Raw genomic sequence first — 12,732 nt, 5'->3', positions numbered from 1 at the left:
TATTTTAAGTACCTGATATTAGGATTAATTATCGAAATGGCATGATCACATTTTGGAATTAATTTATGTGCTATCCAAAAGGGACACCTTATCCTGAAAGCAGAAATCGGGAGCATAGAATTCCTAAACTCTCGATGCGTAAACAGGAGGTTTTAGAATGAGAAAAGTAACGACCCTTGCAACAGCCGTTTTAATAGGTTTGTCTCTTTCAGCGTGTGCCCCAGACAGCTCACAGAGTCCGCTCACCATCCAGCTGCAATTCGGCTCTTATTCAACGGCCCAAAACAGCAAGCCGCTGTGGAGACTTTTGGGAATCAAAGAGGCGAACGCCGCCGTGACCTCTTTGAAGATGTGCTTTAAACGTCTGCGCTTCAAATTGGCTGACGAGAACACGACGTCTCCGGAAACGAATGAAGACAACGTGGATTTTGCGATCGGTGAAGTCACTATTAGCAGCAGTGGCGCTTCACTCGGCACAGTATCTGTCCCGCCCGGAACTTACAAACGCATTGAATTTGATCTAGATTCCGATTGTGCTTCGGGAAAAAGCATCCAGCTGACAAACGGCAATGGCAGTTTTTCAACGAATCAGACAATCACGATCAAATTCTCTGGAACATTTACGGCGGATACGGATGGGGCTTTGACTCTGGGAGTGCAAAACATTCTTGATCAGCTTAATTCGTACAATGGCCCGGACCTTAAAGTCGCTGCCGAAAGCGTCAGCGGGGAACTTGCCAACTAATGAAAAGAAAAAGCCTGGATATCTTTGATTATCATGACTACAGGGAATTCCTTCGGGACTGGTTCGATCATGCACGAGAGAGCCAGTCCCTCTCTTTACGAGACATCGCCGAGAAGTGCGGCCTTTCGACAGGATATCTCCCCATGATTCTTGCTGGAAAAAGAAATCTCTCTGAAAAATCTTTTTTGAAACTTCAGGAAGTCTTGAAGTTGAATCAAGAAGAAGCTCATTACTTCCGCTCTTTGCTGATTCTTTCCGATGGCAGCAAAAGCCAGGATCGCCTTCACGCCTTCGCAGAAATCCGCAAAAGCCGGTCTTTTCGTCAGAAGAATCCCAAAGAATTGGAAGTCTACCAATACCTCGCGAACTGGCTTCATGTGACGATTCGCGAGATGGCTCACCGTCGGGACTTTCAAGCCGACCCCACATGGATTCAAGCGCGTTTGGTGTATAAAGCTTCTCTTAAGGAGATTGAAAACTCCTTAAACTTTCTTTTGGAGCAGGGTTTTCTTGTCCGAACGAAATCAGGCATGGTGATACAGTCGCAAAAACAACTCGATTGCTTTAGCGGCGTCTACCGTCTTTCATTAGGAGAGTTCCACAAGCAGATGTTCAGGCTGGCTGCCGAATCCATCGACGCGACTCCTCGCGATCAAAGAAATCTTTTAGGGCACACGTTCGTGATTCCCGAGGATCAGATCGAGAGTCTGCGAAGAATCCTTGATGACACCCTCAAAAAAGTGGAAGCATTGAGTTCTGATTTTCAGGAAGCCGGCCCGGTCTATCATGTGATACTATCGACATTTCCCGTCGCCAAAAAAGGAGACGCCAACAAATGAAAAAAATCTATTTCCTCCTACTACTTTTTCTTGCCGGTTGCGCGAACTCTGACGGAACGTCGACTGGCAACCCCGTGGTTGCAATCCAATTCGCGTCCTACGCATCCTTAAAAGCCATGGAGGCGGATACACAAAGTGTTTCCAGCTTGAAGATGTGTTTTAAACGGCTGCGCTTTAAACCTGTTTCGGGGATCGCCGATAATATTGATTTGAGCTTAGGCGAAGTGACGGTCGTAAACTCCGGAACACTTGTTACAACTGTCACCGTTCCCGTCGGCACGTACTCCCGCGTGGAATTTGATTTGGACACTCATTGCGTCTCGGGACGATCCGTTCAGCTCGTTAATTCCAATGGAAGTTTCACAAGTGTCGATACGATCACCATCCGTTTTGATGGCACGCTGATCCTCACAGCCTCGCAGAATCTTGACTTGAACATCCAAAGTATCGTGAATGCTCTCGACACAGCCACATCCGACGGAGATATCAAACTCAAAGCGGAAAGCGTCAGCGGATCTTTCTAAATCGTATGGCGACGCTGGGACTCATCGTCTACAAAATGGACAAAGTTTCCATGATTCTCAAAACGGACTGCCATTTTCGCTTTGGGACATTGGTAGAGTTTCCCCTTCGCTCGTGTTAGAGTATGAATCAATGACCCATCTAAAGAATCGCCTGCTGAGTTACTACGAAGAGAATGAACTAAAAGTCGACATCGCCTTTTTTCTGGGCGGTTTCTTTTTTGATATTTTAACTCTTTCCGCTGTGGATGATTGGCTGGGCGTGGCTCAGCAAATAGCCTATCTCGCGATTTTGGGCGCGATTATATTTTTTGATTTCCTGGATAAACACCAAGCGTGGCAGGTTTCTCCCCGTCTTGAAAAATTTTGGAATTATCGCCAGCTCGTCGTGCATTTCCTTTTAGGAAGCCTGCTCAGTGTTTACTCTCTTTTCTTTTTAAAAAGCGCATCCCTCTTTTCTTCAGTGGTTTTTGTCGCCTTGCTGATGGCTCTGATGGTTGCTAACGAACTTAAGAGCGTGCAAAAAAGTGAGTTTAACATCAAGCTGGGTCTTTACATCGTCTGTGTGTTTTGTTTCTTTTCAGTGACGGTGCCCGTGCTTTTGGGATTCGTCGGGCTTGTGCCCTTTTTGATTTCGCTGGGCCTCACTGGCCTTGGTGTTTTTGGCGCCTATCAGTTGTTACAGAAGAAAATCAAAGATCCACAAAAACTGCAGAGGGGGCTTCTTTTCCCGGGTGGCGGTGTTTTGGCGCTTTTCTTTCTTCTTTATATTGTGGGTTTGATTCCACCAGTCCCGCTTTCAATTCAAACGATGGGCATTTATCACGATATCGAAAAACTGGAAGGCCGCTACATCGTTTCGCACGAAACGCCTCGCTGGCAGTTTTGGCACAGAGGCGATCAGAATTTCAAAGCCGAGCCACAAGACAAAATTTATTTCTTTGCTCAGATTTTTTCCCCGGCCCGCTTTAGCGATTCGGTTGTCTTGCATTGGTATTACAAAGATCCGATTGCAGGCTGGACAACGACAGATAAAATCCCCATGAGTATTGCCGGCGGTCGCAAAGAGGGCTATCGCGGATTCGCCTCGAAACAGAATTATTCCGAGGGAAAATGGCGCATCAGTGTTGAAACCACCGATGGGCGAGAAATCGGTCGCATCTATTTTAACGTCACAAAACTCGCCGAAAATTCCGAGCGGATTTTTTACAAAGAGTTCTTCTAACAAGATTGCGGATAAACAAATGATGCACCGTTTCGATGCAGAGGGATGTGCTTCGTCCGCACATTGCTGTTATTTCTACTCGAATGCATCCATCACGAATTCTCAAGCATGAGCGCGTGCGAAGCGCGCAACACAAAATACTTTTTAATCTCCCCTTTTGGATTTCAACCGGCATCGCCGCTTTGATCTCCGTGTTTTATAATAAACTTTTTATGATCTGTGAAACCTGGGCGCACACGCAGGCTCATAGCTCCGTCATTCTGTGGACAGCGCCGCTGGCGGTGCTCGCGTCTTTTTTATTGGGACATTTTATTTCCCGGGAATCTATTGGCAGTGGGATTCCTCAGGTTGTCGCGGCCGTTGAGCTTTCACAAGAAAACCATCCCTTTTTAAAAAAGCTTCTCGGCGTGCGCATGATTTTTATTAAAATCCTCGCGTCTTCGATCTGCGTTTTAGGCGGCGGTGTTACCGGCCGAGAGGGACCGACTTTGCAGGTTTCAACTGCGGTGTTTTATCAATTCTCCCGCTTGTGGCCTCGTCGTTTTCCGCGACCGCAATTACCTGCGATGATTCTGGCGGGAGGTGCCGCGGGTTTGGCGTCAGCGTTTAATACTCCTTTAGGGGGAATCGTTTTTGCGATTGAAGAACTCTCTAAAGCGCATATTAGCACCGTGCGTACGGCGGTTTTCCAGGCGGTTATCATCGCGGGTATTCTGGCGCAATTGTTTTTAGGAAATTATCTTTATCTGGGTGATTCCAATTTTGGGACTCTTCCCGGCGAGGTCTTTTATCAAACGATCATCATTGCGGGCATCGTCGGTGTTCTTGGAAGTCTGTTTGCTGAATTTCTGTTTCGTTTCACAACCTGGCGCAGTCAAAAAAACTTTTGGCTGAAGGTTTTTTTGACGGCTCTTTGCGGTGCTCTGTTGAGTTTGACGATTTGGTTTTGCGGGCCTTCAACAATTGGAGCAGGTAAAACCGTGATGGTGGATCTTCTTAAAAATCCCACCGGTCCCGTCGATCCTCTTTTGCCGATTGCGCGTATTTTCGGAAACCTCTTCACCTATATCGGTGGCGTGGTGGGCGGTGTGTTTGCACCCGCTCTGTCCAGTGGCGCAGCTTTGGGACAATATCTTAGCAGCCTCTTTGGCTTTGCCAGCATGAAGCTGATGATCATGGTGGGAATGGTGGCGTTCCTCACGGGAATTTCGCGCACTCCTTTCACTTCATTTGTTTTGGTGCTTGAGATGAGTGACTCCCACGAAATCATTTTGTACTTAATGCTTTCCTCGTTGATTGCAAACTTTTCCGCACGTCTTATCAGTGCGAAGGGCTTTTACGAAAAGGCCGCACACGGGCTCATTAAACAAAATGCCTCTGCACAGCCCATAACGGAGACCGTTTAAGATTTCTTTCGAGTGCCCCAAAAGGGCCCTCTGCTAAGAAGTTTAACAGGGCATTTTCCACTCACACGCAAATGAGAGCCTCCTCACCTTCCTGGCCCGGTCTTCGCAATAGGGCTTGCCATACCGGAACGTCCCTGAGGAGGTTTTATGAAAAGATGGATTCCAAAGGCGCTGAGCGCACTTGTTCTTTCAAGTCTTGCGGCTCCCGCAGCCATGGCTTTTGACGAAATCAACGACACCCTTTATCTGACGAACAGCTCCTCCGTTCAGCTCTATCTTCCAACAGTGCGTACGGACGGCCGCCAAGTTTTAAAACCAGCCTTAGAACTTCCTGAAGAAAGTATTTTATCGATTGATGTTTTGGATGCGAATCGCGCTTTTACTCACTCACAAACAAGCCCGGAGCGTCTGAAGTTTCCTTACTTGCCCGCGGGCTCCAGAGACATTAAAACAAATCTTGAATTTATCTGCGGCTTGACGATTGTGGATGCGATGGACGAAGACGTGCGCGAAGATGAAATCGCGGACCGCACGGACTTCTGCGCGCCTTTGCACTCTTTAAGTACGATGTCGGCTCTTGAATCTAATGGCGATGCTGTGATTCAGTCCTATGATTCTTTCCGTTTGGCCGGCGACCTTACTCACATTAATACTCTTTCAAATCATGTTGAAAGATTGCGCCAGGAAAAGACGTGGGACCTTGTTGAAAAAATCTCTGTGCGTGGTCAAGTGATCAGCCCGATTCAAAACTGCGGACGCGGCTGCCTTGTTGCCACAAGTGAATTCGGCATGCGCAGACACCCCGTTTTGAGGAAGCGCCGTTTGCATAAAGGAATCGATCTTCGCGCAAAAACGGGCACACCGATTGTAAGCGTGCTCGATGGCCGTGTGATTGCCACACGTTCTGAAAGAAATCGTCTGACGAAGAAACTCAAGGGCTACGGTCACTATGTTATCGTGGTTCACCCGAAATCAAAGATGCAAACCGTTTACGCGCATCTTTCAGAGTTTAAAACAAAGGCCGGCACGAACGTGGTTCAAGGCAGCTTGATTGCTCTCTCAGGGAACACGGGTATCGGTACGGCTCCGCACTTGCACTTTGAAACTCATACATCTGCCAAGCGTGGATATACGCCTGTAAATCCGCGCACGATCATCGGCTCCTTGCTGGACACTGTAGCCGCTTTTATTAAAGCCTTTAGCTTGAACGTTTAAAATCCCTCTTGGCCGGCTCTACATCCCAGAGAGCCGGCTCTTTTTTTAAATCATTCATTGTATGCATATATATTAGCGTTTTATTCATTTCACGGCGCGCCATCGGTTCGCTATAAGAAGCGCCATAAAGAGGTGCGAAATGAAATCTTACGCTTTGATCAGTTTCTTGTTTCTAGGTCTTTCTTTCCAAGCTCACGCTGCCGTTTACTGCAAAGAAAATGGCAAAATCTATGATGCTGCCAGCGAGGACGGACACTTCGAATGCGCCGGCGCTTTGATGATGGGATCCGCTTGTTTCACCGGTCCGCGCTCTGCTGTTTTAGAACTTTTTAACGACGATGTTTTTAACTGGGATGAAGAGTGGCTGGAAGAGGCTTACTATCACGGCCCTGACGCGATCTCTTACGTTTTCAGAGATGGTCCGAACGAAATCTCAGAAAAAGTCGTCATCAACCGTTGCTCAACTCAATTCTTTAAAAATTAAAACTAATAAATAAAAGGTAGATTTTATGAAAACTATGATTTTTGTTCTTTCTCTTCTCGCTTCCACGTCTGTGTTCGCAAAAAATAAAGGTATCGAAGACCGCATTCGTTTTGCCGCCAATCTTCTTGCGGAAACGGCGCAAGGTTCGCAGGAATACAAAGTCACGCCACAAGCCGATACGAAGAAAATGCTTTTGGAATTCGCCCTGCAAGAAGGCAGCATCGAATCTGAAGAGGATTTCGAAGCTAACTGGACGACAAATACTTACGAACTTTGGGGCGCTGATGGCATGATGTGGGGACTTGAAACAGCCGGCGGAGCTTATGGTTATGTCTCTAACGCTTTGGAAGTCGCTCTCGAAGAAGGCGAACAAACAGACAAAGACAAGATCACGTTCGCCGACGGCATGCTTAAATTAAACAGAGCTTTCCAAATTCTTCGCTCGATCAAATCCGTCAAGTACGGCGTCGCTCCCATGGGCGCAGTTCAATGCGGAGTCACGTTCCCGTCTCTTCTTATCATGGACACCGAAAACGGCGTGATCCATCAAATCATCATGGAAGGCTCCGGCTGTTAATCTTAGTGCCACGCCCTCGCCGCGCCAAGCAAACCGGGTATTTCTGGGGGTCGGCTATTGACCGATCTCCAGGTGCGAGCTAGCTTGAACCATCATTTTTAACATAAATTACGCATCGCTCCTATTTCGGGCGAGGCATCGCAGCGGAGGAAAAATGGCTGAGTATATCAATCCAGATTACGTTCCAGAACCAGAGAAGATGAACGTTAAAAAAGGTCTTGAAGGCGTTGTGATGGATACGTCTTCCGTATCTAAAGTAAACCCTCACACAAACTCTTTGATCTACCGCGGTTACCCAGTTCAAGACTTGGCTGAAAACTGCTCTTTCGAAGAAGTGGCTTTCTTGATGTACAACGGCGAATTGCCGACAGCTTCGCAATTGGCGGACTTCACGAAAAAAGAGCGCGGCTACCGCGAGATCTCCACAACTTTGTTGAACGTGATCAAAGCTCTTCCGCAAAAATGCCACCCTATGGATTCTATCCGCACGGCTGTTTCTTTCTTGGGCGCGGAAGATGCACGTATCTGGGACTCTTCTCCTGCAACAAACATGGACAAAGCGATGATGTTGTTGGCGAAAATCCCGACAATGGTTGCGGCAGACTACCGTTTCAAAAAAGGTTTGGATTTCATTCCTCCAAAAGCGGATTTGTCTATCGCTGAAAACTTCTTCCACATGTGCTTCGGCAAAGTTCCACAAAAAGAAGTCGTGAAAGCTTTCGACGTTTCTTTGATTCTTTACGCTGAACACAGCTTCAACGCTTCGACTTTCACGGCACGTGTTGTGACTTCAACTCAATCTGATATCTACTCTGCAACCGTGGCGGGTATCGGCGCGTTGAAAGGTCCTTTGCATGGTGGTGCAAACGAAATGGTTATGCACATGATGAAAGAGATCGCGGACCCTGCGAAAGCAGAACAGTGGATGCTGGATGCTCTTGCTCAGAAGAAAAAAGTCATGGGCTTCGGTCACCGCGTTTACCGCTCTGGTGACTCTCGCGTTCCGACAATGAGAAAATATGCGCAAGTCATGGCTGACGTGACGGGCGAGCAAAAATGGATGCAAATGTACGCTGCGCTTGAAAAAGTGATGGTTGAGAAGAAGAAGATCTACCCGAACCTCGACTTCCCAGCAGGCCCTGCTTACTACATGATGGGCTTTGACATCGACTTCTTTACTCCGATCTTCGTGATGGCACGTACAACAGGCTGGTCTGCTCACATCATGGAGCAAGCCGCTGACAACCGTATCATCCGTCCTCTTTCTGAGTACGTAGGTAAGGAGCAACGCAAAGTGACTCCTATCAGCGAACGCAAATAGGAAATTGCTTCTTAATAAGCCCCCAAAAGCCTCTGCCAAAAGCAGGGGCTTTTTTTTTGCCGTTCGCAAAGCCCATTACATGCCTGATTCTTTCAAGAAAAAAACCTGACATCCCTCAGGATTTAAATTTAGTTAGGCCCACAATTCAAAAAATGGAGATAATGCGATGAAAAAAATAATTGTAATGGCTGCAATCTTTGTCGGTTCTTATGCCTCTGCCCAAGTCGGAGAAACGACTGTGCATCTGGATTTTCCCAGCGAAAGTCAGTGGGCTATCGGCATGGTGAACATGGCTTGCGGGTCGAGCTTTCATTCGGATGAGGGTTATGTTGGAACCATCACAAAAACGAATTCTGGTGTCGTTTATAGAGTTTTTGCGAACGACGACCTCGTAGCCCGCGCGCATGCGTCTTCGACATCGATTTTCGCTAGAAAAAAATGTATGTAGTTTTGGGAAGGGCGCTCTTCGCGCCCTTTTTAGTTTTCGGCAATAGAAATCATTTTGTGATCGAACTGCATGCGTTCTTGATTGTAAGACGCCAGGACTTCGCGAACGAGTTCGGTTGAATCTCCCTCATTGCTTAAGTGTTCAATACAAGATTTTGTGACACTCAATGAAAGTAAATAATCACTTTTACGAATCATATTTTGGAAGTCGAATTCTTGGAGCTTTGCAAAGCCGCCTTTTTCCCGACGTATTTTTAAAATCGAAGTCATCGCTTTTAAGTGCGCGATCATATCTTGCGAGTATTGGGTTTTCATAGAGTCGATGTCCACTCCCCGACGCCAGCGATCAAAACCGCTCATCGACGAAACCGAAAGAATATGCAGGGACTGAGCATCGAGCCTTTCAGCCCAGCGTTTTGCCGACCGCATATTCATCTCAAGCATTTGGCGCTTGGGCATTTTGTAAACAGAGACGCCGCTTGTCGGCTGTCTCATTATGAGAGCCTGGCGCTGAACTCCAACAAGAGAGAGCTCGGCTGCCAAAATCGCAAACGCCACAAATCCAAAAGCCATTGTTCGTAAAAATAAACGCATTCTATCAGTCATACAAAGCTTCAAATACAAAGTGCATGCCTGTCTCACAATGAGATTGACCCTCTTTTGGTACGGACTTACTTTTGGTAGTGCAACTGCGTTAAGGCCTCGGGAGGGTTTATGAAGAGATTTTTACTCTTAGCTTTATTGTTCACGGCTTGCGCGCAAACTCCGAAAGAATCTAAATCAATAATCTCGCAACCTCACGGCGTTGAAGCTTACGTTTCATCTTTGCCTGCTCGCGAAATCGACTCTGCACAGATGTTAACGAAGATCGCTTTTGGTTCGTGCGCGAATCAAGATAAGCCCGAACCCCTTTGGAAAGACGTCGGCGCGGCCCATCCGGATTTATTTTTATTCATGGGCGATAACGTTTATGCCAGCAGCCCCTCTCAGCAACCTATTGCGGAACAATACCGCAAGCTTGATTTGATTCCTGAATATCGCGCCGTTCGCGAGAAAGTTCCCTTCATGGCGACATGGGACGATCACGATTTCGGTTTGCGTGATGGTGGAGCGGACTGGACTGGCAAAGACAGCGCTCGTAAAGATTTTCTGAACTATTGGACTTACCTGAGAAACTCTCTGCCGCCAGAGCAAGGTGGAGTTTACCACGCAAAAGTCATCGGTCCGAAAAAGAAGGCCGTGCAAGTGATCATGCTCGATACTCGCTATTACCGCAGTCCCTTAAAGGAAAAGCCCGGCAATGAAGGCAAAGCCTATGATTATATTCCGCAAGAGGACGGCACCATCCTAGGTGAAGCACAGTGGGAATGGCTCGAGACGGAACTAAAACGTCCCGCTGAGATTCGTTTCGTCGTCAGCAGCATTCAACTTGTTGCCAATGATCCCAAATACGAAAAATGGGGAAACTTTCCTAGCGAAAGACAAAGATTCTTTGATCTTCTAAAAAAGACGAAAGCAAAAAATGTCATCGTGCTCAGCGGAGACAGACATATCTCCGCCATCGCAAAAACCGACGTTCCATCTTATGGTCCTCTTTACGACATCACGGCAAGCTCCATTAATCGCGCGAATAATTTTGGCGATGCCGACAGTCACTATATAGGTCCCGTCTATAACAAAGAAAACTTTGGCATGGCTTTGATTGATTGGAAAAAGAAGAATATCACGATTGAGATCCGCGGCTTTAATAACGCAGTTGTAAACGCCGTCAAAATTCCATTGCGTTAAAGCTACTCATCCATCACGCTCCAGTCGACTTTGACTTGGGGTTCTTCTTGCACGAAGGCCCCGTCAAACAACGTGCGAGTCCATAAAACAATCTCATCGACGGCGGAATCCAAGTGGGTTTCATCAATCACAATTGTCGGAATATCGAGATCTTTCGCCATATTTTGTGAGTCATCAAAAGGCCCCTCAAGAATGATGAGTCCGCGAATGATATTGTCTTCGCGACAGATCTGCGCAAGATATTCGGCGCCGACACTCACGCCAACTCCGACGATTTTTTGCGGATCAATGGAATTATGGTGCTGCAGGAATTGCAGAGCCGCTTTCAGATCGCCCAAACGTTTTGAAGGCGACTCCCAAGGCTGAGCCAGGCCTTCCTCTTCCGAATAGAAACTATGATCCATCACCAGACACACAAAGTTTTGATCGGCGACTTCTTTAGCGACATATTCGGCAATTTGATTTGTCGCTCCCGTCATCGTTCCTTCAAAAAGGAGCGCGGGCAACGGACCTTCCGATGAATCCGGTAAGAACAATAAAGCGTCGAGCAATCTTCCTTGAGAAGTGACATTGACGTTGAGTCTCATAGCTCGCCTCCTCTTCTTATTGTAGACAACAATGCCTAAGAAGAGGGCCCGTTCTTGTCGAAAAACAAAAGAAAAAAGATGAGTGCACCTCTTATCAATTTGATCGGGCCTTATTCGGGTTTAAGACCTCAAGTCTCACCTGCGAGAGGATTTGGGCGTATGAGGAGGCTGGTTGACATCAAAGGGGCACGTGGACTCAAGAATTTGCCGAACATTTTTCTGGAACTTTTTTATTAAGGCAATTCGTTCGTCTAATGTGTCGAGTTTTTTGTTCAGCTCAGAACGGATCTTATCTTTAGTTAAAGCTCCTTGCTGTAGAGCGCTTCCTAGAGATTGAATTTCTTTAAGCGTGAAACCTAAATCTTTCGCCTGTAACACCAAAAGAAGAAGCCCCTCGGATTCCGGAGGGAAATCGCGATAATTAGAATCTCCCCTTTTGGCGCGAATAATTCCAAGTGTTTCATAATAGCGCACTTTCGAGACGGACAATCCAACTTTTTTTGCTAACTCGCCAATTTTCATATTTTCCTCTTGAGTCTCAAGTATACATGAAGGTTTACAGTAAAACCATGGAATCAAAAAGATATAAAAAAATAGTTCAAGCCAGCGCGATATATGACTTAATTGTGTCAGCCCCATTTGCAACACCATGGACATTCAAATGGCTGCATCATGGATTAGGATATTTGGTCACGCTTCCAGAATATCAACCGATGCATATGTTGTTCGCTAACTTAATGGGAAGTGTCGTCGTTGTCTGGTCGACTTTGCGTCTTCGTCAGTATAACGAAATTTTTGGCTTATACGATGGAATCGCCCGCCTGTTATTTTTCACATGGCAAATGTATTATCTCATAGGGTTTCAAGCTCCTTGGATCGTGGGAGTTTTTGCCCTCTTTGAAATTACTTTTGGAATTTTGCAGTTGGGTTTTAGAAAAAAAATCTCTGAGACTTAATTCGGATCCAGCAAACTCAAATTGATCATAAAGTTGCGAGCAATGCGGAGAGCCCGACCTTTAGCCTCTTCCGCTTTGAGCCCTACGAAGTGTTCATCGACGGTTGCGACGAACAATCGCAACCATTGTTCGAAATGACCCGGTTGCAAGTTCAATTTCATATGCGGAGGAAAAGGCCGGCCGTTATAGCTGTTTTCGCCCAATAACAGATCCGCCCAGAAATTGTAGAGTTTAGGCAAGTGTTCGTCCCAGTCCACTTGCGCGACATCGTTGAAGATCGGCCCAATCAAAGGATCTTTTCGTACTTTATCGTAGAAGCTATTTACGAGAAGTTCGATATCTTCCCGCGTTTCGATAGGTTTGCGCTGTTTCTTTTCCATAGAGCATCTTCTTTCAAGGCATGTAGTTTATCACAAGCCCTGCGCAAATACTTTGTCCGCACCAAAAATACGCCGCGGGTTGAAAAATACCGTGGAACCTGGCACCCTCGCCCCCGTTAGAAAGTCCCGCAATACGCATTAACTATTGGAAATAATTGAGCAATACGCCATATCAAAATAGACTCTTGACTCATTCCATATTTAGAACTATTCTAAATTTAGAACTTGTATACCGCTCGGT

Annotated in this window: 16 protein-coding genes; 12 read left to right on the top strand and 4 right to left on the bottom strand. The window is 46.6% G+C overall.

Translation table 11 applies throughout. The features are described 5' to 3' along the window. Positions 1-157 precede the first annotated feature (157 nt). The 10 genes from QJS83_RS07535 to QJS83_RS07490 all read left to right on the top strand — a co-directional run bounded on the left by QJS83_RS07535 (position 158) and on the right by QJS83_RS07490 (position 8,781). Positions 158-745 (top strand): hypothetical protein, encoded by a 588-nt coding sequence (locus QJS83_RS07535; protein ID WP_284608560.1) that lies wholly within the window; start codon positions 158-160, stop codon positions 743-745. Further along, on the top strand, positions 745-1,584 hold the full coding sequence (locus QJS83_RS07530; RefSeq protein ID WP_284608559.1) for a TIGR02147 family protein: 840 nt from the start codon (positions 745-747) through the stop codon (positions 1,582-1,584). The genes QJS83_RS07535 and QJS83_RS07530 overlap by 1 nt, the downstream gene beginning before the upstream one ends. Further along, on the top strand, positions 1,581-2,108 hold the full coding sequence (locus tag QJS83_RS07525) for a hypothetical protein (protein ID WP_284608558.1): 528 nt from the start codon (positions 1,581-1,583) through the stop codon (positions 2,106-2,108). The genes QJS83_RS07530 and QJS83_RS07525 overlap by 4 nt, the downstream gene beginning before the upstream one ends. Before the next feature lie 130 nt (positions 2,109-2,238). Next, positions 2,239-3,330 carry a DUF2914 domain-containing protein gene (locus QJS83_RS07520; protein WP_284608557.1) on the top strand — a complete coding sequence of 364 codons (1,092 nt, stop codon included), beginning with the start codon at positions 2,239-2,241 and terminating at the stop codon, positions 3,328-3,330. Positions 3,331-3,413: 83 nt separating this feature from the next. Then, positions 3,414-4,736, top strand: coding sequence for a chloride channel protein (locus tag QJS83_RS07515; RefSeq protein WP_284608556.1), 1,323 nt, complete (start codon positions 3,414-3,416; stop codon positions 4,734-4,736). Between the two features lie 147 nt (positions 4,737-4,883). Beyond that, positions 4,884-5,951 carry a M23 family metallopeptidase gene (locus QJS83_RS07510; protein ID WP_284608555.1) on the top strand — a complete coding sequence of 356 codons (1,068 nt, stop codon included), beginning with the start codon at positions 4,884-4,886 and terminating at the stop codon, positions 5,949-5,951. A gap of 139 nt (positions 5,952-6,090) precedes the next feature. Beyond that, positions 6,091-6,435 (top strand): hypothetical protein, encoded by a 345-nt coding sequence (locus tag QJS83_RS07505; protein ID WP_284608554.1) that lies wholly within the window; start codon positions 6,091-6,093, stop codon positions 6,433-6,435. 25 nt (positions 6,436-6,460) lie between these two features. Further along, positions 6,461-7,012, top strand: a complete 552-nt coding sequence (locus QJS83_RS07500; RefSeq protein WP_284608553.1) for a hypothetical protein — start codon at positions 6,461-6,463, stop codon at positions 7,010-7,012. A 154-nt stretch (positions 7,013-7,166) separates the two neighbouring features. Then, a complete protein-coding gene (locus QJS83_RS07495) occupies positions 7,167-8,333 on the top strand; it encodes a bifunctional 2-methylcitrate synthase/citrate synthase (protein ID WP_284608552.1) in 1,167 nt (388 codons plus the stop codon). 166 nt (positions 8,334-8,499) lie between these two features. Continuing rightward, entirely contained in the window at positions 8,500-8,781 is a 282-nt protein-coding gene (locus tag QJS83_RS07490) for a hypothetical protein (RefSeq protein ID WP_284608551.1), read from the top strand. Positions 8,782-8,810: 29 nt separating this feature from the next. On the opposite strand, the gene QJS83_RS07485 is transcribed toward QJS83_RS07490, so the two are convergent. Then, a complete protein-coding gene (locus QJS83_RS07485; protein ID WP_284608550.1) occupies positions 8,811-9,386 on the bottom strand; it encodes a hypothetical protein in 576 nt (191 codons plus the stop codon). 108 nt (positions 9,387-9,494) lie between these two features. Here QJS83_RS07485 and QJS83_RS07480 point away from each other — a divergent pair, with 108 nt between their 5' ends. Next, on the top strand, positions 9,495-10,568 hold the full coding sequence (locus tag QJS83_RS07480; protein WP_284608549.1) for an alkaline phosphatase D family protein: 1,074 nt from the start codon (positions 9,495-9,497) through the stop codon (positions 10,566-10,568). Positions 10,569-10,570: 2 nt separating this feature from the next. Here the strand turns inward: QJS83_RS07480 and QJS83_RS07475 are convergent, their stop codons facing one another. Both QJS83_RS07475 and QJS83_RS07470 read right to left on the bottom strand, forming a co-directional pair. Continuing rightward, a complete protein-coding gene (locus QJS83_RS07475; RefSeq protein WP_284608548.1) occupies positions 10,571-11,155 on the bottom strand; it encodes an alpha/beta hydrolase family protein in 585 nt (194 codons plus the stop codon). A gap of 135 nt (positions 11,156-11,290) precedes the next feature. Further along, on the bottom strand, positions 11,291-11,677 hold the full coding sequence (locus tag QJS83_RS07470) for a MerR family transcriptional regulator (RefSeq protein WP_284608547.1): 387 nt from the start codon (positions 11,675-11,677) through the stop codon (positions 11,291-11,293). Between the two features lie 47 nt (positions 11,678-11,724). Here QJS83_RS07470 and QJS83_RS07465 point away from each other — a divergent pair, with 47 nt between their 5' ends. Further along, complete coding sequence (locus QJS83_RS07465) at positions 11,725-12,111, top strand: hypothetical protein (RefSeq protein WP_284608546.1); 387 nt, start codon at positions 11,725-11,727, stop codon at positions 12,109-12,111. Here the strand turns inward: QJS83_RS07465 and QJS83_RS07460 are convergent. Further along, positions 12,108-12,491, bottom strand: coding sequence for a group III truncated hemoglobin (locus QJS83_RS07460; protein WP_284608545.1), 384 nt, complete (start codon positions 12,489-12,491; stop codon positions 12,108-12,110). The two genes, QJS83_RS07465 and QJS83_RS07460, sit on opposite strands and share 4 nt — an antisense overlap. Positions 12,492-12,732 lie beyond the last annotated feature (241 nt).

The sequence above is a fragment of the Bdellovibrio sp. 22V genome (assembly GCF_030169785.1).
Classification (GTDB): Bacteria; Bdellovibrionota; Bdellovibrionia; order Bdellovibrionales; family Bdellovibrionaceae; genus Bdellovibrio.
This window is presented reverse-complemented; position numbering and strand designations above follow the sequence as displayed.